The organism is Pseudomonas sp. 58 R 12 (genome assembly GCF_900005865.1).
Classification (GTDB): domain Bacteria; phylum Pseudomonadota; class Gammaproteobacteria; order Pseudomonadales; family Pseudomonadaceae; genus Aquipseudomonas; species Aquipseudomonas tritici.
In genome coordinates, this window is record NZ_CVTP01000016.1 from 286,656 (window position 1) to 313,077 (window position 26,422).

The window sequence follows — 26,422 nt, forward strand, 5'->3', positions numbered from 1 at the left end:
TCAGGCAAACACCTGCAGGCTGCGCGGCGGCAAGGCGACCCAGATATGCTGAGCGCCCAGGCGTGGCATGGCTTCCGGAGCCACTTCGGCCAGCAGCGGATGGCCGGGCAATTGCTCCAGCTCGAAGCTCATGCGGCAGCGGTTGCCGAGAAAGGTGATCTCGCGGACCTTGGCCGGGAACAGGTTTTCTTCGTGCACTGGCGGGTTGACGCTGATCGCTTCCGGGCGGCAAAACAGACGGCCGGACTTGGCGATGCCAGCATCGTCGGCCAAGCGCATGTTCATCCCGCCGACCTGCGCGTGGCTGGCACTGTTGCGACTGAACGGCAGCCAGTTGCCCTGACCGACAAACTCCGCCACGAACGGGGTGGCCGGGCGGTCATAGATCTCCTGGGGCGTGGCGTATTGCTCGACCTTGCCGTTGTTCATCACCGCGATGCGGTCGGCCATCAGCATGGCTTCGTCCTGGTTGTGGGTGACCATCAGCGTGGTGATGCCCAGGCGGCGTTGCAGTTGGCGCAGCTCGGTGCACAGATGTTCGCGCACGCGGGCATCGAGGGCCGACATCGGTTCGTCCAGCAACAGCAATGAGGGCGCCGGCGCCAATGCCCGGGCGAGCGCAACGCGTTGCTGCTGGCCGCCGGAGAGTTGGCCCGGGTATTTCTTTTCACTGCCGACCAGGCCGACCAGTTCGAGCATCTGCCCGACGCGCTTGCGCACTTCATCGCGGCCGCTGCCGGCGAGGCCGTAGCCGATATTCGCTTCGACAGTCAGGTTGGGAAACAGCGCGTAGGACTGGAACAGAATGCCGTAGTCCCGCGCCTGGGGTGGCAGCAGGGAAACATCGCGACTGCCCAGGTAAAGTTCGCCGCTGTCCTGGCGCTCCAGGCCGGCGATGCAACGCAACAAGGTGGTCTTGCCGCAGCCGGACGGGCCCAGCAGGCACACCAGCTCGCCAGCGGCGACGTCCAGGGAGACGTTATCCAGCGCGGTAAAAGCGCCGAAGCGTTTCTGGATACCGCGCACCTTCATTGGCGCGCCGGGTTGGGTCAGGGCTGTGTTCATGGAGGCACCTCATCAAACTGATGAAGGCCATGCTAGGCAGGCAATGCGTCGCTGGTGTGGCAGGAAGGCAAAAGGCAGTGATAGTGGTATTCGTGGATTTGTGTAGGACTGATGGAGATGGGCTGCCTGGGCAGGCCTCATCGCGGCATGGGTATCTACACATTCTAAATGTGATATCGCGTAGCAGCTGTCGAGCCTTGGCGAGGCTGCGTTTGCGGTCTGTCTGACACACCGCTGACGCAGCCTCGCCAAGGCTCGACAGCTGCTACGCAGAGGCTCGCTCTAGATATGTAGATACCCATGCTCATCGCGGGCAAGCCCGGCTCCCACAGTGTTGATCGGTGAACACATTCAACTGTGGGAGCTGGCTTGCCTGCGATGGCGATTCAAAGGCCACCACACAACCTTAAATCGGTGACATTTCCTGCGCCAACCCCAGAAACGCCGCCGGCAGCCGCGCGCCTTTGCGCTCCTTGAGGCAGTACAAATACTCCGGGATCTGCGGCGCATTCTCGATGGTCAACACCCGCAACTGCGGATCATGCGGCACTTCCTGGCGAGCAATGATGCTGATGCCAATATTGCGCAGCACCGCCTCGCGAATCGATTCCCGGCTGCCGATTTCCAACAGCGGGCCGTAACTTACGCTTGCGCCCTGTAGCATTTCTTCGGTCAGGCGCCGCGTGGTGGAGCCGGCTTCACGCATCAACAAGGTATGCCCGGCCAACGCAGTGAGCGGTACATGATCGAGCTTGGCCAGTGGATGATTGCGATGCACCGCCAGCACCAAAGGGTCGGTGCCCAGCACGCGGCGAATAAGGCGCGGGTCTTCCAGCAGCTGCGACGACGCAGCGACATCAACGCGGTAATCGTCCAGCGCTTCAAGCACCTGCTGGGAGTTGCCGATTTCCACCGACACCTCCACCTGCGGCAGGCGTTCGCGAAAGGCTTTGACCAGGTCGAGGATGTAATACGGCGCCGTCGCGGCGATCCTCAGCGCACCCTGGACCTGGCCACTGTTGCGCAGGAAAAACTCGATGTCCGCTTCCTGCTGCAACAGCGCCTTGACCATCGGCAGCAGGCGCGCACCTTCGTCGCTGACAGTGAGGCGACGGCCGCCCCGGTAGAACAGCTCAACACCGTATTGGCTTTCAAGGTTGCGGATCTGGGTGGTAACGGTGGGTTGGCTCAGGCCGAGTTTCTTCGCCGCCTGGGTAATACTGCCCAGGCGGGCGACCATGAAAAAAGCCTTCAACTCGGCACTCAGCACACCACCCTCACCTCAATTATTTGCGCAACAGGCGCAGGCCGTTGAACACCACCAGCAGGCTCACGCCCATGTCGGCGAACACCGCCATCCACATGGTGGCCATGCCCAGGAAAGTGACCGCGAGGAAGATCGCCTTGATCACCAGCGCCAGGGCGATGTTCTGCTTGAGGATACTCGACGTTTGCCGCGACAGACGAATGAATGCCGGAATCTTGCGCAAATCATCGTCCATCAGCGCCACATCGGCGGTCTCAATGGCCGTGTCGGTGCCGGCTGCAGCCATGGCAAAACCGATCTCGGCGCGAGCCAGGGCTGGCGCATCGTTGATACCGTCGCCGACCATGCCCACGCGGAACCCTTGGCCATACAGGGCTTCAATGGCTTGCAGCTTATCCGTAGGCAACAGGTCGCCCTGGGCCTGGTCGATGCCGACCTGGGCAGCAATCGCCTGGGCGGTGTGGGTGTTGTCGCCGGTGAGCATCAGGGTTTTGATGCCCAGGTCATGCAACTGCTGGATCGCTTCACGGCTGCTGTCCTTGACCGTGTCGGCGACGGCGAACAGCGCCAGCGGGCCGGACTTGTCGAGCAGCAGCACCACGGACTTGCCCTGTTTTTCCAGGGCGAAGAGTTTCTCTTCCAGCTCCGGTGAGCACAGGCCCAGGTCTTCTACCAGGCGGTGGTTGCCCAGGTGGTAGGTTTCGCCGTTGATATCGCCACGCACGCCACGCCCGGCCAAGGCTTCGAAGTTATCCACAACGTGCATCGGCAGGTTTTTATCCACAGCCGCGTTGGCAATCGCCAGCGACACCGGGTGATCGGAACGCACGGCCAAACTGGCGGCCAGCGCCGGTGCGCTGTCTTCGATGTTGGGGAAGAGCGCCAAGTAATCGGTTTGCACCGGTTTGCCGTGGGTGATGGTGCCGGTCTTGTCGAGGGCCAGGTAGTCGAGCTTGTAACCACCCTCCAGGTACACGCCGCCCTTGATCAGGATGCCTTTGCGCGCCGCCGCCGCCAGGCCACTGACGATGGTCACAGGCGTGGAAATCACCAAGGCACAGGGGCACGCAACCACCAGCAGGACCAGGGCGCGGTAGATCCAGTCGAACCACACGCCGGCCATGAACAGCGGCGGAATCACCGCTACGCCCAGCGCGAACAGGAACACGGCCGGGGTGTAGATCTTCGAGAAGCGGTCGACGAAACGCTGGGTCGGTGCCCGTGCGCCTTGGGCCTGTTCCACCGCGTGAATGATACGCGCCAAAGTGGAGTTGTTCGCCGCTGCGGTGACTTTGTATTCCAGGGAGCCGGCCTGGTTGATGGTGCCGGCGAAGACTTTATCGCCCACGGTCTTTTCAATTGGCAGGCTTTCACCGGTGATCGGTGCCTGATCGATGGTGGATTGGCCAGCGGTGACTTCACCGTCCAGGCCGATGCGCTCGCCGGGCTTTACCCGCACGATTGCACCCAGATCAATGCTTTTGACCTCTTTTTCAGCCCATGATCCATCAGCCTGCTGCACCGTGGCCTGCTCTGGTGTCATCTGCATCAAGCCACTGATGGCGTTACGCGCTCTGTCCAGGGACTTGGCTTCGATCAACTCGGCCACGGTGAACAGGAACATCACCATCGCCGCTTCCGGCCATTGGCCGATCAGGATCGCGCCGGTCACGGCGATGCTCATCAGGGCATTGATGTTCAGGTTGAGGTTTTTCAGGGCAATCCAGCCCTTTTTATAGGTGGTGAGGCCGCCGCTGAGAATCGAGATCAGCGCCACCACCGCGATCACCCACGTGGGCGCGGCATTGGTGAAGTGCAGCACTTCGGCGCCCAACGCGCCCACACCGGACAACGCCAGCGGCCACCAGGGTTTCTTGGCGGGCGGCGCGGCGGCCGGAGTGCCTTCCTCAATGGGATCAGCCTGCATGCCGATGGATTTGATCGCGTCGATGATCGGTGCAGTGCTCGGCAGGTCATGGGTGACGCCAAGGATGCGGTTGATCAGGTTGAATTCCAGCTGCTGCACACCGGCCAGCTTGCCCAGTTTGTTCTGGATCAGCGTCTGCTCGGTGGGGCAGTCCATGGCTTCGATGCGGAAAGTGCTCAGGCGCGAGCCGGCGGTGGGCGCTTCGCTCAGTTGCACCCGCGCAGGTGCGGGTGTACCGGAGCAGCACGCGCCGCCGTGGCCATGGTCATGCACAGGCGTGAGTTTTTTCGGGCCATGATCGTGGTCATGGTCGTGTTTATGCGGGGTGTGGAGGGAATCGCTCATTCTGTCGCGTCCATAAAGGTGCCTGTTGCCAAGTAAAGACCCTGTAGCCACTATAGGGTCAAGCACCCATTTGGAGATTGCCGCAATGAAGATCGGCGAACTGGCCAAACTGACCGACTGCCCGGTTGAAACCATCCGTTATTACGAGAAGGAAGGCCTGTTGCCGCCCCCGGCACGCACCGAGGCCAACTACCGTGTGTACACCCAGGCACACACCGAGCGGCTGATCTTTATCCGCAATTGCCGCAGCCTCGACATGACCTTGGAAGAAATCCGCAGCCTGCTTGGGCTACGCGACAGCCCCCAAGACCAGTGCGAAAACGTGAACGCGTTGATCGATGAGCATATCCACCACGTGAAAGCGCGGATTGATGGGTTGTTGGCATTGCAGGAGCAGTTGCTGGACCTGCGCCAACGCTGTGGCGGCGGGCCGGAATGCGGGATTCTGCAGCGGCTGGAAGTCAGTGGGAGTGTGGCGGCGAGCGAGGCTGAGCCCTCACATGTGGGCAGAAGCCACGGCCATTAACTCAAGTGAGCACGGACCAAATGTGGGAGCGGGCTTGCTCGCGAAGGCGGTGTGTCAGTAACTGAATGTGTATCTGATGTACAGCTTTCGCGAGCAAGCCCGCTCCCACATTTGATCGAGATAATCTTTAGATCGCGACGTCGGCCTTGATGCTTGGGTCGGCGTCGTAGCCCACGATCTCGAAGTCTTCGAACTTGTAGTCATAGATCGACGCAGGCTTACGCTTGATCACCAGTTCCGGCAGCTTCTTCGGCGTGCGCGCCAGTTGGGTCTTGATCTGCTCCATATGGTTGCTGTACGCGTGAGTGTCGCCGGTGGTGACGATGATCTCGTGGGGGATCAGGTCGCATTGCTGGGCCAGCATATGGGTCAGCAATGCCAGCGCGGCGGTGTTGTACGGCAGGCCGAGGAATACGTCGGAACTGCGGATATACAACTGCATCGACAGGTGACCGTCGTGCACGAATGCCTGGTACAGCAGGTGGCACGGCGGTAAGGCTTGTTTGCCATTGCGCGCGTTTTCCTGCGGGCTCTTGGTCTCGTCCGGCAGGTACTCGACGTTCCAGCCGTGGAACAGGATGCGGCGGCTGTTCGGGTTGGTCTTGAGCGTGTGGACCATGTAGTCGATCTGGTTGATCGTGCCGCCATCCTTGGTCGGCCAGGCGGTCCACTGCTCGCCGTACACCGGGCCCAGGTCACCTTCTTCGGTCGCCCATTCGTCCCAGATCTTTACGCCGTTTTCGTTGAGCCACTTGATGTTGGTGTTGCCACTCAACATCCAGATCAGCTCGTTGGCGATGCTTTTGAAGTGAAGCTTCTTGGTGGTCAGCAGCGGGAAGCCGTCGGCCAAGTTATGCCGATACTGACGGGCAAACACGGCCTTGGTGCCGGTGCCGGTGCGATCGCCCTTGGTCAATCCATTGGTCACGACGTCGTTCAGTAGTTCGAGATATTGCTTCATTTGTTTACCCGTATCGTTGAAGCCGAGACCTTGCAGGCCTCGGCATTCGAATTTAAAGCGCGGTGTTCTTCAAAGGCTGCGGGCGATTGTACGCCCACCACAGCAAGCCCAGGCCGCCCAGGATCATCGGCAGGCTGAGGATTTGACCCATGGTCACCCAACCGAACGCCAGGTAGCCCAATTGCGCATCCGGCACGCGCACGAACTCGACGATGAATCGGAAGATCCCGTAGAACAACGCGAACATGCCGGACACGGCCATGGTCGGGCGCGGCTTGCGCGAGAAGAGGTACAGGATAAGGAACAGTGCCACGCCTTCCAACGCGAACTGGTAGAGCTGCGACGGGTGGCGCGGCAATTGCGCCGGGTCGCTGAACGGCGGGAACACCATCGCCCACGGCACGTCGGTCGGCTTGCCCCAGAGTTCGGCATTGATGAAGTTACCGATACGCCCAGCGCCCAGGCCGATCGGCACCATCGGTGCGATGAAGTCCATCAGTTGGAAGAACGACTTGCCGTTACGCCGGCCAAACCACCAGGCGGCGATCATCACGCCGATAAACCCACCGTGGAACGCCATGCCGCCCTTCCACACTTCGAAAATCAGCGTCGGGTTGGCGATGTACGCGGAGAGGTCGTAGAACAGCACATACCCCAGGCGCCCGCCGACGATAACGCCCATCGACAACCAGAAGATCAGGTCGGAGAGCTTCTCCTTGGTCCAGGTCGGATCGAAACGGTTCAGGCGTCGGGAAGCCAGAAACCAGGCACCGCCGATGCCGATCAGGTACATCAACCCGTACCAGTGGATTTTCAGCGGACCGATAGCCAAGGCCACCGGGTCGATCTGCGGGTAAGGCAGCATTGCGACTCCTCGTTAAATCATTCGTTATAGCGCCCGGACCATGCCCGGGCGCGATTAAGCCTGCATTACAACAAAAAGTTTAAACCGACACAGAACAGCAGCCCGGCGAACAACCGCTTGAGCAAACGCGGCGACAACCGATGCGCCAGGCGTGCGCCGAAACGGGCGAACACCATACTGGTCAGGGCAATGCCCAACAGTGCCGGCAAATACACGAACCCTAGACTATGAGCGGGCAACAGCGGGTCATGCCAGCCCAGAATCATGAAACTTAATGCACTGGCCAGCGCAATCGGCAGGCCACAAGCCGATGAAGTGGCCACAGCCTGCTGCATCGGCACGCTGCGCCAGGTCAGGAACGGTACGGTCAGCGAGCCGCCGCCAATCCCGAAAATCGCCGAAGCCCAGCCGATAAATGTGCCGGCGATGGTCAGGCCAACCTTGCCCGGCACCGTTCGGTTGGCCTTGGGCTTGACCTCCAGGGCCAGTTGCACGGCCACCAACAAGGCAAACACGCCGATGATCTTTTGCAGGTGGGGGCCGGAAATCGCCTCGGCGGTCAGTGCACCAAAGCCTGCGCCGATCAGGATACCCACGGTCATCCACACAAAGATCGGCCAACGCACCGCGCCACGCCGATGGTGCTCACGCACGGCATTCACCGAGGTAAAGATGATCGTCGCCAGGGAAGTGCCCACGGCCAGGTGGGTCAGCACTTGCGGATCAAAGCCCTGCAAGGTGAAGCTGAACACCAGCACCGGCACGATGATAATCCCGCCGCCCACGCCAAACAGCCCGGCGAGCACGCCCGCACAGGCGCCGAGCAGCAAATACAGCAGAAATTCCATGGGAGCCCCCAGACCAAGTCCGGCATGTTAACGGATGGAAGGCATGCAACCCAACTGGATACGATGGAACGCCTGCGTTGCTGCCGGTAGAGTGGCAAAAAACACAAAAGGGAATCGCCTGATGTGCCTGATTGTTTTCGCCTGGCGGCCGGGCCACGCCCAACCGCTGATCGTCGCGGCCAACCGTGATGAGTTCTACGCCCGCCCCAGCCTGCCGCTGGCCCAATGGCCGGACGTGCCCGAAGTCTTCGCCGGCCGCGATCAGGAAGCAGGCGGTACCTGGCTGGGGGTGAATGCCGACGGGCGCTTTGCCGCCTTGACCAATATCCGCGACCCGCACCAGCCGCCGGCACGTAAGTCGCGCGGGGAGTTAGTGGCGCGGTTTCTCAGTGGTTCGTTGCCGATTGAAGCGTATCTGGCCGATGTTAACGGTCGATCGATTGAATATGCCGGGTTTAACCTGCTGGTGGGTACGCGCAATGAGTTGTGGCACTACAACGCTAATCACACTGAGCCGACGCGTTTGGAGGCCGGGGTGTATGGGTTGTCCAATGCCGGGCTGGACACGCCGTGGCCCAAGCTGATCAAGGCCAAAGCGGCGTTGAGCGAGATGCTGGAGGACCCGCAGCCTGAGGCGTTGTTGGATATTTTGAGTGATCCGCAGACGGCGCCGTTTGCGGATTTGCCGGATACCGGGGTGGGCTTGGCGACTGAGAGTTTGTTGTCGAGCGTGTTTATTGCCAGCCCGAGTTACGGCACGCGGGCGAGTACGGCGTTGATTGTGAATGCAGATGGGTCGCGGCGGATGGTGGAGCGCAGTTTTGGGCCGCATGGTGGGCGACTTGGCGAGGTAGAACTCAGCTTGTAGTGAGCGGGCTTGCCCCGCGCTGGGTGGCGAAGCCGCCCCAAAACCAGCTAACCGGCTCTATCTGAAAGCATGCGGTGATTGTATTAGGGCTGCTTCGCAGCCCAGCGCGGGGCAAGCCCGCTCACTACAAAAGCCCACCATCTGAAGTCAGAGGCTCTTCGCGGAGCCCGGGTTGATCATCCGCGTCAGCCCCAGGTTCTTCAGCGCCAGTTGCAGCGAGCTGTGGATAACTTGCGGGTTATCGATGGTCATCAGCTCTGCCAGCAGATCCTTGGCCATGCTCAGTTCGACCTGACGCAGCATCCACTTCACCTTCGGCAAGTTGGTAGCGTTCATCGACAGGCTGTCAAAGCCCATCGCCATCAACAGCACCGCCGCCGCGGGGTCGCCGGCCATTTCACCGCAGATGCTCACCGGCTTGCCTTCGGCATGGGCGTCGCGCACCACGTGTTGCAAGGCTTGCAGCACCGCCGGGTGCAGGTAGTCGTAGAGGTCGGCCACCCGTGGGTTGTTACGGTCCACGGCCAGCAGGTATTGGGTCAGGTCGTTGGAACCCACCGAAAGGAAATCCACCTGCCGCGCCAGCTCTTTAGCCTGGTACACCGCCGCCGGGATTTCGATCATCACGCCAATCGGCGGCATCGGTACGTCGGCGCCTTCATCGCGCACTTCGCCCCACGCACGGTGAATCAGGTGCAGCGCCTCTTCCAGCTCATGGGTGCCGGAAATCATCGGCAGCAGGATGCGCAGGTTATTCAGGCCTTCGCTGGCCTTGAGCATGGCGCGGGTTTGTACGAGGAAAATTTCAGGATGGTCGAGCGTGACGCGAATGCCGCGCCAGCCAAGGAAGGGGTTGTCTTCCTTGATCGGGAAATACGACAGTGACTTGTCGCCGCCGATGTCCAGGCTGCGCATGGTCACCGGTAGCGGGTGGAAGGCCTGCAGTTGCTCGCGATAAATCGCCAGCTGCTCCTTCTCGCTCGGAAAACGCTGATTGATCATGAACGGCACTTCGGTGCGGTACAGGCCCACCCCTTCGGCGCCGCGCTGTTGCGCACGGGCTACATCCGCCAGCAAGCCCGTGTTGACCAGCAGCGGCACACGATGCCCATCGGTGGTCACGCACGGCAGTTCGCGCAATGAGTCGAGGCCCAGCGCCAGCTGTTTCTCTTCTTCAACCACTTCGGCGTATTGCTTGCGCAGCACGTCGCTGGGGTTGGTAAACACTTCGCCGCGATGGCCATCGACGATCATGTCGATGCCATCCACTTTTGAATACGGCAGGTCCACCAGGCCCATCACCGTCGGGATACCCATGGCACGGGCCAGGATCGCGACGTGGGAGTTACCCGAACCGAGTACCGAGACCAGGCCCACCAGCTTGCCCTCCGGCACTTCGCCGAGCATGGTGGCGGTCAGCTCCTCACTGATCAGGATGGTGTTGTCGGGGTAGACCAGGTTGGTGGTGCGGTCTTCCTGCAGGTAGGCCAGCAGACGGCGACCGAGGTCACGCACATCCGAGGCGCGCTCGCGCAGGTAGGCGTCGTCCATCATTTCAAAACGGTTGACGTGATCGGTGACCACTTGGCGCAACGCGCCCTGGGCCCACTGGCCGGTCTTGATCACAGTCTTGACTTCGTTACCCAGGGACGCGTCATCGAGCATCATCTGGTACACGTCGAACAGCGCGCGCTCTTCGGGCCGCAGCTGGGTCGCCAACTTGGTCGAGAGGTTGCGCATGTCGGCGCGCACGCCTTCCAGGGCGGTCTTGAACAGTTTGATTTCGGCGTCGATGTCTTTGACGGTCTTGTCCGGCACCACATCCAGGTCCGCCGGCGGCAACATGACCACCGCCGTACCAACCGCAGCGCCCGGCGAGCCCGGCACGCCGACGAACTTGGCTTCCTGGATGCCCTTGCCTTCACGCCCCAGGCCGCGAATCGAGCCCGTCGCCTCGGCGTGGGCGATAACTCCGGCCAATTGCGCACTCATCGTCACCAGGAAGGCTTCTTCACCTTCGTCGAACTGACGGCGCTCTTTTTGCTGGATGACCAACACGCCCACAACGCGGCGGTGGTGAATGATCGGTGCGCCGAGGAACGAGGCGTAACGCTCTTCGCCGGTTTCGGCAAAGTAGCGGTAACGCGGGTGATCGGCTGCATGTTCGAGGTTCAGGGGTTCTTCACGCGTCCCCACCAGGCCCACCAGACCTTCATTGGGCGCCATGCTGACCTTGCCGATGGAGCGCTTGTTCAGGCCCTCGGTGGCCATCAGCACAAAACGGTTGGTCTCGGGGTCCAGCAGGTAAACCGAGCAGACCTGGCTGCCCATGGCTTCCTTGACGCGCAACACAATAATCCCCAACGCCGCCTTGAGATCCTTGGCGGAGTTAACTTCCTGGACGATCTTGCGCAGCGTATTGAGCATGGCTCGGGGTCGAACTCCGTCGTCAGTCGCGCGCTAAAAGGCGCGGGGCAAGCTCTTTGAGAGCGCGACGATACACTTCGCGCTTGAATGTCACCACCTGGCCCAACGGGTACCAATAGCTGACCCAGCGCCAGCCATCGAACTCCGGTTTACCGGTCAAATCCATCCGCACCCGCTGCTCGTCGGAGATCAGGCGCAGGAGAAACCATTTCTGCTTCTGGCCGATGCACAGCGGTTGGCTGTGGGTACGCACCAGGCGTTGCGGCAAACGATAGCGCAACCAGCCACGGGTACAGGCCAGAATCTGCACATCTTCACGCTCAAGGCCGACTTCTTCATTCAACTCACGGTACAAGGCGTCTTCAGGGGTTTCGTCGGGGTTGATTCCGCCTTGAGGAAACTGCCAGGCATCTTGGTTGATTCGGCGAGCCCATAGCACCTGTCCGGCATCATTCGTAAGAATAATCCCGACATTAGGACGGAAACCATCGGGGTCGATCACGGCAACAACCTCGCAAACGCATGTCGCCGCATTGTTCCACAAAGGTTGTTCCAGCGGCAACGAGGCTTCTTACCTTATGTGCACTCTTGTGAAAAGACCGTATTCTGGACGCCTTTTTACAGACTTTTCAGCGAGTAACTGCAATGCGCCTGGCTTTATTCGACTTGGACAACACCCTTCTTGGCGGTGACAGCGATCACGCCTGGGGCGATTACCTCTGTGAACGCGGGATTCTCGACCCCATCGCCTACAAGGCGCGCAACGACGAGTTCTACCAGGATTACCTGGCCGGCAAGCTGGACAATGCCGCCTACCTGAACTTCAGCCTGGAAATCCTCGGCCGTACTGAGATGGCCCAACTGGATGAGTGGCACAATGACTTCATGCGAGACTGCATTGAGCCGCTGATGCTGCCGCTGGCCGCCGAACTGCTGGCCAAGCACCGCGACGCCGGTGACACGCTGGTGATCATCACCGCCACCAACCGTTTCGTCACCGCGCCGATTGCCGCACGCCTGGGCGTGGAAACCCTGATCGCCACCGAGTGCGAGATGGAAAACGGCCGTTATACCGGGCGGAGCACCGACGTGCCGTGCTTTCGCGAGGGCAAGGTGACACGTTTGAATCGCTGGCTGGCAGAGACCGGGTTCAGCCTGGAAGACAGTTACTTCTACAGCGACTCGATGAATGATTTACCGCTGCTGGAGCAAGTGACTCATCCGGTGGCAGTGGATCCGGACCCGAATTTGCGGGCCGAGGCCGAGAAGCGTGGCTGGCCGGTCATCACGTTGCGCAGCTGACCTGTAGTGAGCGGGCTTGCCCGCGCTGGGCTGCGAAGCAGCCCTAATACAGACAATACCGAATTCCAGATGAATCCAATTCGCCTGGTTTGGGGCGGCTCCGCCACCCAGCGCGGGGCAAGCCCGCTCACTACATAGGCTTGGCCACCATCAAGTAGAAAATCGCCATAAACGCCAGGAACGCCGGCCACCCCAGGCCAAACCACCAGCGCATATAGGTCGTGGCCTTGATCGGCATCGCCGTCCCCTCCCGCAACGCCCGCTCCGCCATCTTGTGTACGCGAATCTGCAACCACACCACCGGCAGCCAGCAGATCCCCGCCAGCACATACAAACCGAACGTCCACTGCAACCAACTCTGCTGCAGCGACCAGCCCGCCAGATGCATCAAGCCAATCCCGCTCAACGGCTGGAACACCGCCGTGGTCGCGGTAAACGCCCAATCGGCGAACACCAAGTGCTTGAAGGTCACGGCGATCACTTCCACGTTGCCGGTGCGCCAGGCGCGTAACGCGTAGTAAGCCGAGCCCGCGCCCAGCCCGAACAGTACGGTCGACGAGAGAATATGCAGGGTTTTCAGCAGCAGGTAGGCACTCATTCAGACAGGCTTGGCACCCATCAAACCGGCAATCGCCACAAACCCCACCAGGCTGATTACCGCCAGCACCAACGTGAAGTTCAAGCTGCCGCCCTCGCCCTTACGCAGGCGATTAAGCCGCGCCACCAGCCAGAACCACGCCAGCGCCGCCACGGTGTAGAGGATGCTGGAACCGAGGATCCAGGTCTGGCCCAGCGGCCAGCCGGTCAGGTGCACCAGCCACCAACCGGTAAACGGCATGCTGACGACGCAAATGCCCATCAACAACCAGACAAACGCCCACGGGCGTTGCACGGTCACCGCCGGGCCGGCGCTGCGCTTGCGCCAGGCCAGCAACGCCAAGCCCAGGCCGCTGAGCAGCAGCAATACGGTGGCCGCGATGTGGATAACTTTCAGGGTGGTCAGGGTTTCCATGTGTCGTCTTCCTTAAGGCCGCCCCAATCAGCGTAGTCGCTCATCCGAGGAACAGTGTGTAGGCCGGGTTATCGCTTTCATCCCAGTACGGGTAGCCGATGGCTTCCAGGGCTGCCGGTACCAGGTGGCGCTCGTCCGCCGGCACTTGCAGGCCGGCGACCACACGGCCGTCTGCTGCGCCGTGGTTGCGATAGTGGAACATCGAGATGTTCCAACGCCCGCCCAATTTGTTAAGAAAGTTGAACAAGGCGCCCGGACGCTCCGGGAATTCGAAGCGAAACACCACTTCATTGCTGACGTGGGCCGCATGGCCGCCGACCATGTGGCGGATGTGCAACTTGGCCAGCTCGTTCTCGGTCAGGTCCAGCACCGGGAAACCCTGGCTGGTGAGGCTGGTGATCAGCGCGCTGCGCGGGTCGGTTTCCGGGTGGGTCTGCACGCCGACAAAAATGTGTGCCTCACTGCCGGAGTGGAAGCGATAGTTGAATTCGGTGATCTGGCGCTTGCCCACAGCCTCGCAGAACGCCTTGAAGCTGCCGGGCTTTTCGGGGATGGTCACGGCGATGATGGCTTCGCGGCCTTCACCCAACTCCGCGCGCTCGGCCACATGGCGCAGGCGGTCGAAGTTGACGTTGGCGCCGGAGTCGATCGCCACCAGAGTCTGCCCGGTAACGCCACGGGTCTCGACGTATTTCTTGATACCTGCCACGCCCAAGGCGCCCGCTGGTTCGGTGATGGAGCGGGTGTCGTCGTAGATATCCTTGATCGCCGCACAGATTTCATCGGTGCTCACGGTGATCACTTCATCGACGTAGTCCTTGCAGATGTCGAAGGTGTGCTGGCCGATCTGTGCCACCGCCACGCCATCGGCAAAGAGGCCCACGGTCGGCAGCACCACGCGCTCACCCGCCGCCATCGCGGCTTGCAGGCAATTGGAATCGTCCGGTTCGACGCCGATGATTTTGATCTCTGGGCGCAGGTATTTCACATAGGCCGCAATACCCGCGATCAGCCCGCCGCCGCCCACCGGTACAAAAATCGCGTCCAGCGGCCCCGGGTGCTGGCGCAGGATTTCCATCGCCACGGTGCCCTGCCCGGCAATGGTGTGCGGATCATCGTAGGGGTGAATGTAGACGTAGCCTTTTTCGTCGACCAGTTTCAGCGAGTAGGCCAGAGCTTCCGGGAAGGAATCGCCATGCAGCACCACTTTGCCGCCACGCGAGCGCACGCCTTCGACCTTGATCTCCGGAGTGGTCTTGGGCATGACAATAGTGGCTTTCACCCCCAGTACCTTGGCCGCCAGGGCCAGGCCCTGGGCATGGTTGCCCGCCGACGCCGTGACCACACCGCGCGCACGCTCTTCGGCGCTCAGTTGGGTCAGCTTGTTGTAGGCGCCGCGAATCTTGAACGAGAACACCGGCTGCAAGTCTTCACGCTTGAGCCAGACCTTGTTGCCCAGCCGCTCGGAAAGCTGGCGGGCGGTCTGCAACGGGGTTTCTACGGCAATGTCGTAAACGCGCGAGGTGAGGATCTTTTTGACGTACTGTTCAAGCATCGGCGGAAATCACTGGGCGGGATGGGCAGGGCCAAGGAGTCTAACCCAGCGTTCGGCCGGGCGACCACACGAATCCAGAGGTTTTGTTGGGTTATACTCGCGCCCCTCTTTACTCCCCGCCCGTTCCGGAGCCCGCATGACCCAGGATCAACTCAAACAGGCAGTGGCCCAGGCCGCCGTCGATTTAATCCTTCCTAAACTCGACGACAAGAGCATCGTCGGTGTCGGCACCGGCTCCACCGCCAACTGCTTTATCGATGCACTGGCTCAGCACAAGGGCGCATTCGACGGCGCCGTGGCCAGCTCCGAAGCCACCGCCGCGCGCCTCAAGGGCCATGGGATTCCGGTGTATGAGCTCAACACCGTGAGCGACCTGGAGTTCTACGTTGACGGCGCCGATGAAAGCGACGAACACCTGAACTTGATCAAAGGCGGCGGCGCAGCCCTGACCCGCGAGAAGATCGTCGCGGCCGTGGCCAAGACCTTTATCTGCATCGCGGACGCCAGCAAGCTGGTGCCGGTACTCGGCGCGTTCCCGTTGCCGGTTGAGGTCATCCCGATGGCCCGTAGCCACGTGGCCCGCGAGTTGGTGAAACTGGGCGGCGACCCGGTGTACCGCGAAGGCGTGTTGACTGACAACGGCAACATCATCCTCGACGTGTTCAACATGCAGATCACCAATCCGGTGGCGCTTGAGACGCAGATCAACGCGATCGTTGGTGTAGTCACCAATGGTTTGTTCGCGGCGCGTCCGGCGGATGTGTTGTTGCTGGGCACTTCCGACGGTGTGAAAACCCTCAAGGCCTAACCCCACCGGCTGTGCTTTATGTGGGAGCAGGCAAGCCAGCTCCCACATTTGGTTCTGTGGTGCTTCAGGGATTTGGCTTCTTGAACACGTAGAACAGGTTCGGCTCGCTGGTCAGGTACAAGTTACCGTCATCATCCATCGCGATCCCTTCCGCCTGGGGCACGCGCTTCTTCAGGCCATGGCGCCCGTTCAGCAGCGACAGACTGCTCAACGGGCGACCGTCGATATCCAGTTCCAGCACCAGAAACGACTCATCCGACAGCGCCAAGAGATGGCCGCTGCGCTCGTCGTATTGCAGGCTCGAGAGGTCACGCACAAACAGCCCGGCGTCACGCTTGGGGTTGTTGATCACGTGCACCGAGTAGGTTTTTTCCGGTTTGAAATGGGGAAAGCCATGGACCTCATAGATCAGCATCGGGTCGCGCTCCTTGGCGACGAACAGGCGCTTGCCCACCGAGTCGTACGCCAGGCCTTCAAACCCCTTATTGCCGCCAACGTGCAGGCCCAGCGTCATTTGCTCCGCATCGGCGGCGTCGAGGAATTGGGTGTCGTCATCCACATGGACCTTGATCAAGCGCTGCTGGCGCTCATCGCTAATGACATAAGTGTTGTCGCTGATAAATTCCACCGCCTCGGCATCGCCAAATCCCACCAAGGGAATACGCCGCAGGATCTTGCCCTCCAGCGACAACTCGATCAGTTCGGCGTTTTTATTGGTGACGGTAAACAGGCTTTTGCGCACTGGGTCGTAGGTAAGAGCCGAGACGTCGTCGTTGAGCCCCTCGATCACCTGGGCCTCCAGGGCTACCCGATAGTCCGCCAGGCCGATGGAGCGCTCATTCACCGGCTTGCGCCACACTTGCCAGTTGAACCAAGCGCGCTCGAACAGGCGAAAATGCTGCGCAACGACCCCGGCGCTGACCAGGGCGATCAGTGCAAGAATAAAGAACATAGGTTTGGGGCGGGCTAGTCGTCGCATCGGAGGGGCTCAAGTTCAAAAGTAGCGAATGAATATCACGCCTGTCTGAATTTAAACTTAAACGCAGCCCAGTGTCTGGCGAATGCCGCTGATAGAGAAATATCCGACGCAATCTGTCCGTTATTTCTGTTTTTCGAAGCGATAGAACAAGTTTGGCTCACTGACCATGTACAGCGTGCCGTCGTCGCCCATGGTCACGCCCTCTGCACGGGGAATGGTGTTTTTAAGGCCGTTGAAACCGCCGAGCAAGGTCATGAAGCTGACTTGCCCGCCCTTCTCGTCCAGCTCCAGCAACAGGTGGGAATCAGCCGACAGCACCAGTAAATGGCCGGTCCGCGGGTCGACGGCCAGGGCCGAGAGGTTACGCATATCCAGCTCGGTGCTGGCGAGCTTTTGCTTGCTGCCGACCAGGGCCTGGCTGCCGTCGCTTTTCCAGGTAAACAGTGCCGGCGGGCGTTCCTCACCGAACACCAGTTGCTGGTTAGGCTTGTCCCAAGCCACGGCCTCAAACGCTTTGTTTTGATCCTTGGAGGGGCCCAGGTCGTAACTCGGGAAGTCAGCCTTGTTCAATTGCTGGGTGGTGGCGACGACCTTGACGAGGGTCACCGTGTGCTGGCGCTCATCGACCACCGCCATCAAACCGTTTTCCATCACGGTGATACCTTCCGGGTTATCCCAGCCATTGAGCGGCATCTTGCGCAACACATCGCCTTGCAGGCTCAACTCGACGAGGAATGGGTTTTTGCCCATCACGGAAAACAGGGTTTTGGTCTGAGGGTTGTAGGAGACGTCCGAAGCCTCGTCCTTCTCCATCCCCGGCAAAAGCTTGCCATCGATGACGGCATGATAGTCCGGCAGCCACACGCTCTCTTGGCGCTCGGCGGGGGTTTCGAAGCGTTCCAGCATCCACAGTACGCCGCGATCATCCCAGTGCATGGCCCAGGCAACGCCGTACACAATCACGCCCGCCAGCAATAGCCAGGAATACCAGCGCAGGGCAAGGCGGGAACGCAGCTTGGGGGTGACGGTAGGCAGGGGCACGGCCATTGGGTGCTTTTTCCGGAAAGTCAGCGTTAGGTGATAGCACAGGATCGAGGTGCCCGTGTGCAAGTGGCTGAGGATTATCCGGATGATGTGTGAAAAAAATGCAAAAAACTGGAAACTCCAGGCGCACACAAAACCCTGTGGGAGCCGGGCTTGCCCGCGATGCAGGCGACTCGGTACGTCAGATGACCGAGGTGCCTGCATCGCGGGCAAGCCCGCTCCCACATTTTTAACCGCGTTTCGCCAGGGTTTAGCGAACGCTGCTTTCGAAGCGATTCACACCCGACAGCTCCAGCACCAGCTCATCACCCACATTCAGCGGGCCCACGCCGGCCGGGGTGCCGGTGAGGATCACATCACCCGCTTGCAGCGAGAAGCAGCCGGCCATGTGCTGGATCATCGGAATGATCGGGTTGAGCATTTGCGCGCTGTTGCCATCCTGGCGCACTTCGCCATTGATGGTCAGGCGGATGCCGATATCGGTCACGTCCGGGAACGTACTGCCCACCACGAACGGTGCGATGACTGCCGCGCCGTCGAAAGACTTGGCGATTTCCCACGGCAAGCCCTTGGCTTTCAGCTCGGCCTGCTTGTCGCGCAGGGTCAGGTCCAGGGCCGGGGCGAAGCCGGAGATGGCGTCGAGCACTTCTTCACGGCTGGGCTTGTTCGACAAAGGCTTGCCGATCAATACCGCGATTTCCGCTTCGTAATGCACCGAGCCGCGCTCGGTTGGAATGCTGAAACCGCCTTCCAACGGCACCACGCAACTGCCCGGCTTGATGAACAGCAACGGCTCGGTAGGCACCGGGTTGTCCAGTTCCTTGGCATGTTCGGCGTAGTTACGCCCGATACACACCACTTTACCGACCGGAAAGTGGATGTTGGTGCCGTCGACATACTTGTGCTGGTAGCTCATGAAACGACTCCTTCAGGGGCGGTTAAACAGCGAAAATCTTGCCGGGGTTCATGATCCCGTTCGGGTCGAACACCGCTTTCACTGCTTTCATGTATTCGATTTCAACCGGCGAGCGGCTGTAGGTCAGGTAATCGCGCTTGGTCATGCCCACGCCGTGTTCAGCGGAGATTGAGCCGTTGTACTTCTCGACGGTTTCAAACACCCACTTGTTCACGGTGGCGCACTTGGCGAAGAACTCATCCTTGCTGAGGTTTTCCGGCTTGAGGATGTTCAAGTGCAGGTTGCCGTCGCCAATGTGACCGAACCAGACAATTTCGAAATCCGGGTAGTGTTCGCCGACGATCGCGTCGATTTCCTTCAAGAAAGCCGGTACTTTGGAGACGGTGACCGAGATGTCGTTCTTGTACGGCGTCCAGTGGGAAATGGTCTCGGAGATGTACTCGCGCAGTTTCCACAGGTTGTGCAGTTGGGTTTCGCTCTGGCTCATCACGCCGTCCAGCACCCAACCCTGCTCGACGCAGTGTTCGAACGTTTCCAGCGCATGGTTGGCGACTTCTTCGGTGGTGGCTTCGAATTCCAGCAGCGCATAGAACGGGCATTCGGTTTCGAACGGCGCCGGCACGTCGCCACGGCCGAGGACTTTGGCCAGGGCTTTGTCGGAAAAGAACTCGAAGGCGGTCAGGTCCAGCTTGCTCTGGAACGCGTGCAATACCGGCATGATCGAGTCGAAATCGGTGGTCCCCAGCACCATGGCCGTCAGGTTTTTCGGCGCACGGTCCAGGCGCATGGTGGCTTCGACCACAAAGCCCAAGGTGCCCTCGGCGCCGATAAACAGCTGGCGCATGTCGTAGCCGGTGGCGTTCTTGATCAGGTCGCGGTTCAGTTCAAGCACATCACCCTTGCCAGTGACGACCTTCATGCCGGCCACCCAGTTACGGGTCATGCCGTAGCGAATCACCTTGATCCCGCCGGCATTGGTGCCGATATTGCCGCCAATCTGGCTGGAACCGGACGAAGCGAAGTCCACCGGGTAGTACAGGCCTTTTTCTTCGGCGACGTTCTGCAATTGCTTGGTAACCACGCCCGGCTGGCACACGGCGGTGCGGTCAGTGAGGTTCATGTCGAGGATCTGGTTCATATAGTCGAATGACACAACCACTTCGCCGTTGGCCGCCACAGCGGCTGCCGACAAGCCAGTACGCCCACCGGACGGCACCAGCGCCACCTTGTGCGCATTGGCCCAACGCACGATGGCCTGGACCTGCTCAATGGTCTTGGGAAAGACGATGGCGGTCGGCGCGGGTGCGAAATGCTTGGTCCAATCCTTGCCGTAAGCCTCCAGGGAGTCTGCATCGGTCAGCACTTTGCCGGGCTCAACCAGGGTCTTCAGCTCATCAATCAGGGCAGGATGGGTCATCGACAGAACTCTCGAACAATTCATGGTCATCCTGAGAACGCTTCACGTCGCAGGAATAGGTGTTTAGCGGGGCGCGTATGCTAGCATACCGCCCCCGCAGGACAGAGCCCAAGGGCGTTTCTGCGGTGACGGCTTTCCTGCCGTCCGGGTCAGCTTACTCGATCCGATTCCCTGCCATTTTTCTCCGGGATACAGGTTTACGCAGATGAGCAAGACTTCTCTCGATAAGAGCAAGATCAAGTTCCTTCTTCTGGAAGGCGTCCACCCATCGGCTGTCGACGTTCTGAAAGCTGCCGGGTACACCAGCATTGAGTACATCACCAGTTCTCTGCCGGAAGCCCAGTTAAAGGAAAAGATCGCCGACGCGCACTTTATCGGCATTCGCTCCCGCACTCAGCTGACCGAAGAGATCTTCGACCACGCCAAAAAGCTCGTGGCTGTCGGTTGTTTCTGCATCGGTACCAACCAGGTCGACCTCAACGCAGCGCGCGAGCGCGGCATCGCGGTGTTCAACGCACCGTACTCCAACACCCGTTCCGTTGCGGAGCTGGTGCTGGCCGAGGCCATCCTGCTGCTGCGTGGCATTCCTGAGAAGAACGCTTCCTGCCACCGTGGCGGCTGGATCAAGAGCGCAGCCAACTCCTTCGAAATCCGCGGCAAGAAGCTGGGTATCGTCGGTTACGGCTCGATCGGTACGCAGTTGTCGGTACTCGCGGAAGGCCTGGGCATGCAGGTGTTCTTCTACGACACCCTGACCAAGCTGCCATTGGGCAACGCCACGCAAGTGTCGAGCCTGACCGAGCTGCTGGGTATGTCCGACATCGTGACCCTGCACGTTCCGGAAACCACTGAAACCCAGTGGATGATCGGCGAGAAGGAAATCCGCGCTATCAAGAAAGGCGGCATCCTGATCAACGCAGCGCGCGGCACTGTGGTCGAGCTGGACGCCCTGGCCGACGCGATCAAGGACAAGCACCTGATCGGCGCCGCTATCGACGTGTTCCCGGTGGAGCCGCGCTCCAACGACGACATCTTCGAAAGCCCGCTACGTGGCTTGGACAACGTGATCCTGACCCCGCACATCGGCGGTTCCACCGCTGAAGCCCAAGCCAACATTGGCCTGGAAGTGTCGGAAAAACTGGTCAAGTACAGCGACAACGGTACGTCCGTGTCCTCGGTCAACTTCCCGGAAGTGGCGCTGCCGGCCCACCCTGGCAAGCACCGTCTGCTGCACATCCACCAGAACATTCCTGGCGTGATGATGGAGATCAACAAGGTCTTCGCTGAAAACGGCATCAACATCTCCGGTCAGTTCCTGCAGACCAACGAGAAGGTCGGCTACGTGGTCATCGACGTCGACGCCGAGTACTCGGACCTGGCGCAAGAGAAGCTGCAGCACATCAACGGCACGATTCGTAGCCGCGTGTTGTTCTAAGGTTTCGATCGCACCACGAGAAAGGGAGCCCCTCGGGGCTCCCTTTTTTTCATCTGAACAAATCTTACTTAACGTTAACCGTGATGACTTTCGACGCTACAGTCGGGTTGAACTGCATGTGCAGTTTGTCGCCGGCCACCAGTTGCAAGGTGTGCTTGCCTGGGGTGAGGGTCAGTTCGGTTTCGGTCTGGGCCTTGCCGTAGTGGATCACGGTGTCGGTGGCCGGGATGGGCACGCTGGCGTCAGGCAGTTCTTTTTGGTCGATCAGCAGATGGTGGTGGCCAGTGCCTGGCGCCTGGTCAGTGGCAGGCGCGAGTTTCAAACCTTCCATGCCGAATTTGACGGTGAAGGTTTTATCGACAGTGGCGCCGTCTTTTGGCGACACGATGAATACTTTGGCGCCTTCAGGCGGCGCACTGCGCGGAATGCCGTCTGCGGCGGTAGCCAACATAGACGCACCCAGCATCAAGGAGGCCAGGGTGGCACGGGACAAAAAGGCTTTCATTCGCTTCTCCAGTTTTTCCATGAAATCTGTAGGTTGATGACAACTTCGCGACAAATTGCTGTCCAAGGCACTCAACACCATAGCAAAGCGATGCTGAACGGCGCCTCGCACATTCGAATTCTCTAGGAGTGACCATGCGCTTTTCGCCTGGCCTGTTACTTTTGCTTCCCCTTCTGAGCCCTTTGGCTCATGCCGAACTGATCGACGACGTCAATGACCGTGGCGAACTGCGCATCGCCCTTGAAGCCAATACCCCGCCCTTCAACTTCAAGGAAGGCGACAAACTCACCGGCTTCGAAGTGGAACTGGGTGAACAACTGGCTAAAGAGATGGACGTGCGCCCGTCATTTATCACCACCGATGATGCCGACCTGTTGCCAGGTGTGGAAAGCGGCAAGTACGACGTAGCGATCAACCATATCGCTATGACTGCCGAGCTGCAGGATCGGTTCGATTTCAGTGAGCCTTACAGCGATAAGCCTGAGTTGGCGATCCCGTTCCAGAAAGGTAACCCGGCATTCAAGGCGAGTCTGGATAAGGCGCTGGGGCGGGTGAAGGCAGATGGCCGATTGAAGGCATTGGCCCAGAAGTGGCTTGAGAGCGAGACCCCGGTAGCCAAGGCACAGTGATTTTTCGGATTTGACTCGGTCAGCCCCCACATTTTGACCTACACAGGTTTCGATAGCTGCGCCAGCGCTACTAACGCCTCAGGCAACTCCAACTCACTGAACACCTGCACGCCATGCTGTTTGAGCAGCGCTGCCGTCACGCCTTCGCCGCTCACCTTCACGCCGCTGAAGGTGCCGTCGTACGTCAGCAAGTTTCCACAAGACGGACTATTCGCCTTGAGCACGGCGATGCGGATGTCATGGCGCTGCACCAGCGCCAAGGCCTGGCTCGCGCCATCGAGAAAGGCAGCGCTGAAGTCTTCGCCCTCGGCGGTCAACACCTGGGCGCGGCCTTCCCACACCTCTGCACCCTGCCCGCCCGAGATCTCGGCGGGTGGGCGCGGCGTTGGCAAGCCACCGGACACTTCCGGGCAGATCGCAACCACTCGCCCTTCGGCTTGCCACGCCGCCAGTTGGTCGAACGGCCCGCTCGCCGCGCCGTCGTAGCGCACCTTGTGCCCAAGCAGGCAACGGCTGACCAGAATCTTTTGCATGCTCAAAACGGCTCGTTGCCCCGCCGGCGAAACCAGCCAGTGAGGGACAGGCGTTCGCGCGTAGCGGGCATGACTTCGTGGGGCACCTCGCCCGACAGGAACACCACCAGGCTACCACCGGTGGGCACCACATCGTATTCGACGCCGTCCTTGAGGTACATGCGCAACTGGCCGCCATGCTCGGGCAGCCAGGCGTTGTTCAAGTAGATCACCGCCGAGACCATGCGCCTATCATCGTCACGGAACCGGTCCAGGTGCTTGAGGTAAAACGCGCCCGGCGGGTACATCGCGAAGTGGCTTTCGAAGTCTTCGAGGCCGAGAAACAGGCCACGGTTCATTGCCAGGCGCAGGCTGTCCATCAACGCCATATAGGTGTCGCAGACTGGTGCATCGCCCTCTTCCAGCCATTGGATATGGTCACCGCGAATACCTTCGCGAATCTCTTGGGCCGGTCCGCGCCCGACCGCCGCCGGGGCCAATTCACCTTCGGCCGCACGTTTACGGCACTCAGCCGCCAGTTCCAGGGTCAGAGCCTGGGGCAGAAAGCCGTCTTGTCGGGACCAGCCTTTTTCGGCCAGGTCGTCGACAATGCGTTGCAACAGCGGGTGATCGAGGGGTATTTGCATGGCGCGCATAGTATCCATACGCCTGTGAATCCGACAGAGCCGCCGAGCGTCTGAATACACTTTAGTCAGGTGACCGATAGGACTTCTCGACAAATCCTACGCCCGACACGGACAATAGTGGCCGACTGACAGGAGTCCATATGCGTCGTTTGTTTTTTTCCTTGCTGATGTTCTGCGTTTTGCCCGCCTGGGCAGACGGCCATGACCAGTTGTACAAGGTCGCCGGCTGGGCCGAACAACGTGCGCATTTCAATGACGCCCTCAGTGCGGCCCAGCAGCGCTACCGCAACAGCCTGCCGCCAGCGGTGTATCAGGCGCTGGTGGACAACAGCAATAAACGCTTTGCCGCCCAGGCCATGGACCAGCGTGCCGAGGCGCAATTGCGCAAGAACCTGGCGGACCCGAAGCCTGCCCTGGCGTTTTTTCAATCGCCCTTGGGCCGCAAGATTGTCGCCGCCGAGTTGCTGGCGACGCGCCGCGACCAACTGGCGAAAAACGCTCAGGGCCTGCCAAAAATCCAAGCCGACGCCACCCGCAGCCTGATCATCGGCCACCTGGCCCAGGCCTTGCCAGCCCGTGAGGCCGGTGCGGAAGTCAGCCTGGCGATTGCCGGCGTGGCGGCCGACAGCCTGAGCCAGATGATCCCCGGCCTGTTGGGCGGCGGTCAGGCCCAGGGCATGTTGAATGGCCAGCGTGAGCGGTTGATGCAGCAGATCGACAAGGATCTGAACAACACGCTGCTGTACGTTTATCGGGATTTATCTGACCCGGAGTTGGAAGAATTCGCTACGTTTGCGGAGTCGTCGGAAGGTAAGGCGTATTACCAGGCGGCGTTGGCGGCGATTCGTGCAGGGCTGGCAGTCGGCCAAAGCACTTCAAGCTTGGCACCGTAACAAGTGTGGGAGCTGGCTTGCCTGCTCCCACATTTGCATCGCGTTACTTCAGGTGGTCCGTTAAATAGCGGAAGTACGCCTCACGAATCTCCGCAATCTCATTCGCCAAATGATGCCTGCCACGCGGCAGCATCAACACCTCGGGCCTGTCGAACTTGCCGCGCAGCACCTGCAGGTTGTGCTGCCAGTCCACCGTCATGTCTTCCTCACCCTGCACAATCACCGGGCGCCGCAAACTGCGCGGTGCAGCCTCGATACGCTTGATCCAGCGCGCCAATGCACCGACCCAGGCGGTAGGCAGTTGGCGCGGCTGTAGCGGATCAGCCTCAAGAAACGGCTTGAACTCGGGATCGTGGGTGTTCTCGCTGAAGCGCCGCGCAATGCCTTTGACGAACGGCCGCAGCACGTAATAGCTGACTTGCGACCAACCCCAGGCACGCGGTCGCACCAACGGTGACAGCAGAAAGGTCTTGCCCTGGGCCGGGCTGTCGGCGCCATGGTTGAGCAAGTGATCCACCACCACCGCCCCGCCGGTGCTTTGCCCGAACAGGTGCCAGGGTTGCGGCAGTTGCAGCGCTTGGGCCTCGACGAACAGTGCCTGCACCACATGCTGGTACACCGCAAAATCATCAATGCTGGCGCGCTCGCCACTGGACAACCCGTGGCCCGGCAAATCGCACGCGATCACCACAAACCCCTGGTCCAGCGCCCAGTCCACCACATGGCGATACAGCCCCATATGGTCGTAGAAGCCGTGGAACATAAACATCGTCGCCACAGGCTTGGGCGGCCACCACACCTGCGCGACCACCTGAAACCCATCCACCTCGAAACGCCCCAGACGGCTGACCGCCGGTACTGCGCGCGCGGCCAGATCCAGCCCGTAGAAACGCTGGTAGACCCGCGCCTCAGCTGAAAGCGGTTGCGCATCCACCAGGGGCCGCAAGCTTTCGCGCAGATGATCGGGGTCAAAGGTCACAGGCATAAAGGGTTCCAGACTTACGGCAGAGATGAATATCGAGCTGCGATATTCATCTGTCAGGACAAGCATGGCAAGCTACGCGACCTCTGAGGATACATCTGAATGCGACAGCCCTACCGCACCGCCCTGTTCGCCAGCCTTATCGTGGTTATCTGCACCGGCGTGCTGTGGGCCGCGTATGACTGGTTCCAGGGCCGCTACCTGCGCGCCTTCAGCGAACACACGGCGGTGTTTTCCGGCGACCCATTGAAGCTGCCGGCCGAGCTCGCCGGCCCAGGCCCGATCCGCTTGGTCCACTTTTGGGACCCGGCCTGCCCGTGCAATGTCGGCAACCAACAACACCTGGGCGAACTGATCGAGCACTACGCCCCCCAAGGCGTCGAGTTCTATGCGCTGCAAAAACCCGGCAGCCACGGCCAACTGCCTGACAACCTGCGCACAATGAAAACCCTCACCGCCCTGCCCGGCGCCGACCAAGTGCCCGCCAGCCCGGCGGTGGGCATTTGGGATCGCAGCGGCAAACTCGCGTATTTCGGGCCCTACAGCGAAGGCCTGACGTGCAATTCCAGCAACAGTTTTATTGAGCCGATCTTGAAGGCCCTTGGAGCGGGGCGCGAGGTGAATGCCACGCACACCCTGGCGGTGGGCTGCTATTGTTCCTGGCCAAAAGGCTCGTAACTCGCCACC

At 60.5% G+C, this 26,422-nt stretch carries 27 protein-coding genes; 8 read left to right on the forward strand and 19 right to left on the reverse strand.

Translation table 11 applies throughout. The features are described from left to right. The 3 genes from BFP95_RS10670 to BFP95_RS10680 form a co-directional block, all read right to left on the reverse strand. On the reverse strand, nucleotides 1–1,065 hold the full coding sequence (locus BFP95_RS10670) for a putative 2-aminoethylphosphonate ABC transporter ATP-binding protein (RefSeq protein WP_065874387.1): 1,065 nt from the start codon (nucleotides 1,063–1,065) through the stop codon (nucleotides 1–3). Between the two features lie 406 nt (nucleotides 1,066–1,471). Next, nucleotides 1,472–2,335, reverse strand: coding sequence for a LysR family transcriptional regulator (locus BFP95_RS10675; RefSeq protein ID WP_065874388.1), 864 nt, complete (start codon nucleotides 2,333–2,335; stop codon nucleotides 1,472–1,474). Nucleotides 2,336–2,351: 16 nt separating this feature from the next. Next, on the reverse strand, nucleotides 2,352–4,604 hold the full coding sequence (locus BFP95_RS10680; RefSeq protein ID WP_065910021.1) for a heavy metal translocating P-type ATPase: 2,253 nt from the start codon (nucleotides 4,602–4,604) through the stop codon (nucleotides 2,352–2,354). Between the two features lie 85 nt (nucleotides 4,605–4,689). Between BFP95_RS10680 and cadR the strand changes: the two genes are divergently transcribed. Beyond that, entirely contained in the window at nucleotides 4,690–5,130 is a 441-nt protein-coding gene (cadR, locus tag BFP95_RS10685; RefSeq protein WP_049711068.1) for a Cd(II)/Pb(II)-responsive transcriptional regulator, read from the forward strand. A gap of 127 nt (nucleotides 5,131–5,257) precedes the next feature. Here cadR and BFP95_RS10690 read toward each other — a convergent pair whose 3' ends face one another. The 3 genes from BFP95_RS10690 to BFP95_RS10700 form a co-directional block, all read right to left on the reverse strand. Then, nucleotides 5,258–6,091: a thymidylate synthase gene (locus BFP95_RS10690; protein ID WP_065874390.1), complete on the reverse strand. Its 834-nt coding sequence runs from the start codon at nucleotides 6,089–6,091 to the stop codon at nucleotides 5,258–5,260. Nucleotides 6,092–6,143: 52 nt separating this feature from the next. Then, entirely contained in the window at nucleotides 6,144–6,956 is an 813-nt protein-coding gene (gene lgt / locus BFP95_RS10695) for a prolipoprotein diacylglyceryl transferase (RefSeq protein WP_065910023.1), read from the reverse strand. A gap of 65 nt (nucleotides 6,957–7,021) precedes the next feature. Continuing rightward, on the reverse strand, nucleotides 7,022–7,804 hold the full coding sequence (locus BFP95_RS10700; RefSeq protein WP_065874392.1) for a sulfite exporter TauE/SafE family protein: 783 nt from the start codon (nucleotides 7,802–7,804) through the stop codon (nucleotides 7,022–7,024). A 121-nt stretch (nucleotides 7,805–7,925) separates the two neighbouring features. Here BFP95_RS10700 and BFP95_RS10705 point away from each other — a divergent pair, with 121 nt between their 5' ends. After that, complete coding sequence (locus tag BFP95_RS10705) at nucleotides 7,926–8,672, forward strand: NRDE family protein (protein WP_065874393.1); 747 nt, start codon at nucleotides 7,926–7,928, stop codon at nucleotides 8,670–8,672. 147 nt (nucleotides 8,673–8,819) lie between these two features. Here the strand turns inward: BFP95_RS10705 and ptsP are convergent, their stop codons facing one another. Together ptsP and BFP95_RS10715 are read right to left on the reverse strand one after the other, a co-directional pair. After that, complete coding sequence (gene ptsP / locus BFP95_RS10710) at nucleotides 8,820–11,099, reverse strand: phosphoenolpyruvate--protein phosphotransferase (RefSeq protein ID WP_065874394.1); 2,280 nt, start codon at nucleotides 11,097–11,099, stop codon at nucleotides 8,820–8,822. A gap of 22 nt (nucleotides 11,100–11,121) precedes the next feature. Next, nucleotides 11,122–11,601, reverse strand: coding sequence for an RNA pyrophosphohydrolase (locus BFP95_RS10715; protein ID WP_049713461.1), 480 nt, complete (start codon nucleotides 11,599–11,601; stop codon nucleotides 11,122–11,124). 143 nt (nucleotides 11,602–11,744) lie between these two features. On the opposite strand from BFP95_RS10715, the gene BFP95_RS10720 reads away from it, so the two are divergent. Continuing rightward, complete coding sequence (locus tag BFP95_RS10720; RefSeq protein ID WP_065874395.1) at nucleotides 11,745–12,401, forward strand: histidinol-phosphatase; 657 nt, start codon at nucleotides 11,745–11,747, stop codon at nucleotides 12,399–12,401. 130 nt (nucleotides 12,402–12,531) lie between these two features. Here BFP95_RS10720 and BFP95_RS10725 read toward each other — a convergent pair whose 3' ends face one another. The 3 genes from BFP95_RS10725 to ilvA are packed head-to-tail and all read right to left on the reverse strand — an operon-like array spanning nucleotide 12,532 to nucleotide 14,968. Continuing rightward, entirely contained in the window at nucleotides 12,532–12,999 is a 468-nt protein-coding gene (locus tag BFP95_RS10725) for a DUF2269 family protein (protein WP_065874396.1), read from the reverse strand. Next, nucleotides 13,000–13,413: a DUF2269 family protein gene (locus tag BFP95_RS10730; RefSeq protein WP_065874397.1), complete on the reverse strand. Its 414-nt coding sequence runs from the start codon at nucleotides 13,411–13,413 to the stop codon at nucleotides 13,000–13,002. 40 nt (nucleotides 13,414–13,453) lie between these two features. After that, nucleotides 13,454–14,968 (reverse strand): threonine ammonia-lyase, biosynthetic, encoded by a 1,515-nt coding sequence (gene ilvA / locus BFP95_RS10735; protein ID WP_065874398.1) that lies wholly within the window; start codon nucleotides 14,966–14,968, stop codon nucleotides 13,454–13,456. Nucleotides 14,969–15,104: 136 nt separating this feature from the next. Here ilvA and rpiA point away from each other — a divergent pair, with 136 nt between their 5' ends. Beyond that, nucleotides 15,105–15,776, forward strand: a complete 672-nt coding sequence (rpiA, locus tag BFP95_RS10740; RefSeq protein WP_065874399.1) for a ribose-5-phosphate isomerase RpiA — start codon at nucleotides 15,105–15,107, stop codon at nucleotides 15,774–15,776. Nucleotides 15,777–15,840: 64 nt separating this feature from the next. Here rpiA and BFP95_RS10745 read toward each other — a convergent pair whose 3' ends face one another. From BFP95_RS10745 to BFP95_RS10760, 4 genes are all read right to left on the reverse strand, one after another. Beyond that, a complete protein-coding gene (locus BFP95_RS10745; RefSeq protein WP_065874400.1) occupies nucleotides 15,841–16,755 on the reverse strand; it encodes an SdiA-regulated domain-containing protein in 915 nt (304 codons plus the stop codon). A gap of 120 nt (nucleotides 16,756–16,875) precedes the next feature. Beyond that, on the reverse strand, nucleotides 16,876–17,802 hold the full coding sequence (locus BFP95_RS10750; protein ID WP_065891341.1) for an SdiA-regulated domain-containing protein: 927 nt from the start codon (nucleotides 17,800–17,802) through the stop codon (nucleotides 16,876–16,878). 247 nt (nucleotides 17,803–18,049) lie between these two features. Continuing rightward, nucleotides 18,050–18,715 (reverse strand): fumarylacetoacetate hydrolase family protein, encoded by a 666-nt coding sequence (locus BFP95_RS10755; protein ID WP_049711056.1) that lies wholly within the window; start codon nucleotides 18,713–18,715, stop codon nucleotides 18,050–18,052. A gap of 22 nt (nucleotides 18,716–18,737) precedes the next feature. Then, nucleotides 18,738–20,132 (reverse strand): FAD-binding oxidoreductase, encoded by a 1,395-nt coding sequence (locus BFP95_RS10760; RefSeq protein WP_065910025.1) that lies wholly within the window; start codon nucleotides 20,130–20,132, stop codon nucleotides 18,738–18,740. Between the two features lie 205 nt (nucleotides 20,133–20,337). Here BFP95_RS10760 and serA point away from each other — a divergent pair, with 205 nt between their 5' ends. Then, a complete protein-coding gene (serA, locus tag BFP95_RS10765) occupies nucleotides 20,338–21,567 on the forward strand; it encodes a phosphoglycerate dehydrogenase (RefSeq protein ID WP_049711054.1) in 1,230 nt (409 codons plus the stop codon). A 64-nt stretch (nucleotides 21,568–21,631) separates the two neighbouring features. On the opposite strand, the gene BFP95_RS10770 is transcribed toward serA, so the two are convergent. Continuing rightward, nucleotides 21,632–22,072, reverse strand: coding sequence for a DUF4399 domain-containing protein (locus tag BFP95_RS10770; RefSeq protein WP_065874403.1), 441 nt, complete (start codon nucleotides 22,070–22,072; stop codon nucleotides 21,632–21,634). A gap of 134 nt (nucleotides 22,073–22,206) precedes the next feature. Between BFP95_RS10770 and BFP95_RS10775 the strand changes: the two genes are divergently transcribed. After that, nucleotides 22,207–22,701 carry a transporter substrate-binding domain-containing protein gene (locus BFP95_RS10775; RefSeq protein WP_065891340.1) on the forward strand — a complete coding sequence of 165 codons (495 nt, stop codon included), beginning with the start codon at nucleotides 22,207–22,209 and terminating at the stop codon, nucleotides 22,699–22,701. Nucleotides 22,702–22,739: 38 nt separating this feature from the next. Here the strand turns inward: BFP95_RS10775 and BFP95_RS10780 are convergent, their stop codons facing one another. Then, entirely contained in the window at nucleotides 22,740–23,234 is a 495-nt protein-coding gene (locus BFP95_RS10780) for a DUF523 domain-containing protein (protein ID WP_065910027.1), read from the reverse strand. Nucleotides 23,235–23,236: 2 nt separating this feature from the next. Then, on the reverse strand, nucleotides 23,237–23,869 hold the full coding sequence (locus BFP95_RS10785) for a 2OG-Fe(II) oxygenase (RefSeq protein WP_065910029.1): 633 nt from the start codon (nucleotides 23,867–23,869) through the stop codon (nucleotides 23,237–23,239). Between the two features lie 131 nt (nucleotides 23,870–24,000). On the opposite strand from BFP95_RS10785, the gene BFP95_RS10790 reads away from it, so the two are divergent. After that, nucleotides 24,001–24,753, forward strand: a complete 753-nt coding sequence (locus tag BFP95_RS10790; protein ID WP_065874407.1) for a DUF2059 domain-containing protein — start codon at nucleotides 24,001–24,003, stop codon at nucleotides 24,751–24,753. Between the two features lie 43 nt (nucleotides 24,754–24,796). Here the strand turns inward: BFP95_RS10790 and BFP95_RS10795 are convergent, their stop codons facing one another. Beyond that, complete coding sequence (locus BFP95_RS10795) at nucleotides 24,797–25,738, reverse strand: alpha/beta hydrolase (protein WP_065910031.1); 942 nt, start codon at nucleotides 25,736–25,738, stop codon at nucleotides 24,797–24,799. Nucleotides 25,739–25,837: 99 nt separating this feature from the next. Between BFP95_RS10795 and BFP95_RS10800 the strand changes: the two genes are divergently transcribed. After that, on the forward strand, nucleotides 25,838–26,413 hold the full coding sequence (locus BFP95_RS10800) for a DUF6436 domain-containing protein (protein ID WP_065880211.1): 576 nt from the start codon (nucleotides 25,838–25,840) through the stop codon (nucleotides 26,411–26,413). Nucleotides 26,414–26,422: the final 9 nt, after the last annotated feature.

Excerpts from the sequence above, each read along its gene's own strand:
- BFP95_RS10730 (WP_065874397.1), bottom strand. The coding sequence starts at position 13,413 with ATGGAAACCCTGACCACCCTGAAAGTTATCCACATCGCGGCCACCGTA.
- BFP95_RS10795 (WP_065910031.1), bottom strand. The coding sequence starts at position 25,738 with ATGCCTGTGACCTTTGACCCCGATCATCTGCGCGAAAGCTTGCGGCCC.
- BFP95_RS10770 (WP_065874403.1), bottom strand. The coding sequence starts at position 22,072 with ATGAAAGCCTTTTTGTCCCGTGCCACCCTGGCCTCCTTGATGCTGGGT.
- BFP95_RS10785 (WP_065910029.1), bottom strand. The coding sequence starts at position 23,869 with ATGCGCGCCATGCAAATACCCCTCGATCACCCGCTGTTGCAACGCATT.
- BFP95_RS10780 (WP_065910027.1), bottom strand. The coding sequence starts at position 23,234 with ATGCAAAAGATTCTGGTCAGCCGTTGCCTGCTTGGGCACAAGGTGCGC.
- lgt (WP_065910023.1), bottom strand. The coding sequence starts at position 6,956 with ATGCTGCCTTACCCGCAGATCGACCCGGTGGCCTTGGCTATCGGTCCG.
- BFP95_RS10680 (WP_065910021.1), bottom strand. The coding sequence starts at position 4,604 with ATGAGCGATTCCCTCCACACCCCGCATAAACACGACCATGACCACGAT.
- BFP95_RS10705 (WP_065874393.1), top strand. The coding sequence starts at position 7,926 with ATGTGCCTGATTGTTTTCGCCTGGCGGCCGGGCCACGCCCAACCGCTG.
- serA (WP_049711054.1), top strand. The coding sequence starts at position 20,338 with ATGAGCAAGACTTCTCTCGATAAGAGCAAGATCAAGTTCCTTCTTCTG.
- cadR (WP_049711068.1), top strand. The coding sequence starts at position 4,690 with ATGAAGATCGGCGAACTGGCCAAACTGACCGACTGCCCGGTTGAAACC.
- rpiA (WP_065874399.1), top strand. The coding sequence starts at position 15,105 with ATGACCCAGGATCAACTCAAACAGGCAGTGGCCCAGGCCGCCGTCGAT.
- BFP95_RS10800 (WP_065880211.1), top strand. The coding sequence starts at position 25,838 with ATGCGACAGCCCTACCGCACCGCCCTGTTCGCCAGCCTTATCGTGGTT.
- ptsP (WP_065874394.1), bottom strand. The coding sequence starts at position 11,099 with ATGCTCAATACGCTGCGCAAGATCGTCCAGGAAGTTAACTCCGCCAAG.
- ilvA (WP_065874398.1), bottom strand. The coding sequence starts at position 14,968 with ATGCTTGAACAGTACGTCAAAAAGATCCTCACCTCGCGCGTTTACGAC.
- BFP95_RS10690 (WP_065874390.1), bottom strand. The coding sequence starts at position 6,091 with ATGAAGCAATATCTCGAACTACTGAACGACGTCGTGACCAATGGATTG.
- BFP95_RS10775 (WP_065891340.1), top strand. The coding sequence starts at position 22,207 with ATGCGCTTTTCGCCTGGCCTGTTACTTTTGCTTCCCCTTCTGAGCCCT.
- BFP95_RS10670 (WP_065874387.1), bottom strand. The coding sequence starts at position 1,065 with ATGAACACAGCCCTGACCCAACCCGGCGCGCCAATGAAGGTGCGCGGT.
- BFP95_RS10750 (WP_065891341.1), bottom strand. The coding sequence starts at position 17,802 with ATGGCCGTGCCCCTGCCTACCGTCACCCCCAAGCTGCGTTCCCGCCTT.
- BFP95_RS10700 (WP_065874392.1), bottom strand. The coding sequence starts at position 7,804 with ATGGAATTTCTGCTGTATTTGCTGCTCGGCGCCTGTGCGGGCGTGCTC.
- BFP95_RS10745 (WP_065874400.1), bottom strand. The coding sequence starts at position 16,755 with ATGCGACGACTAGCCCGCCCCAAACCTATGTTCTTTATTCTTGCACTG.
- BFP95_RS10725 (WP_065874396.1), bottom strand. The coding sequence starts at position 12,999 with ATGAGTGCCTACCTGCTGCTGAAAACCCTGCATATTCTCTCGTCGACC.
- BFP95_RS10755 (WP_049711056.1), bottom strand. The coding sequence starts at position 18,715 with ATGAGCTACCAGCACAAGTATGTCGACGGCACCAACATCCACTTTCCG.
- BFP95_RS10720 (WP_065874395.1), top strand. The coding sequence starts at position 11,745 with ATGCGCCTGGCTTTATTCGACTTGGACAACACCCTTCTTGGCGGTGAC.
- BFP95_RS10760 (WP_065910025.1), bottom strand. The coding sequence starts at position 20,132 with ATGACCCATCCTGCCCTGATTGATGAGCTGAAGACCCTGGTTGAGCCC.
- BFP95_RS10790 (WP_065874407.1), top strand. The coding sequence starts at position 24,001 with ATGCGTCGTTTGTTTTTTTCCTTGCTGATGTTCTGCGTTTTGCCCGCC.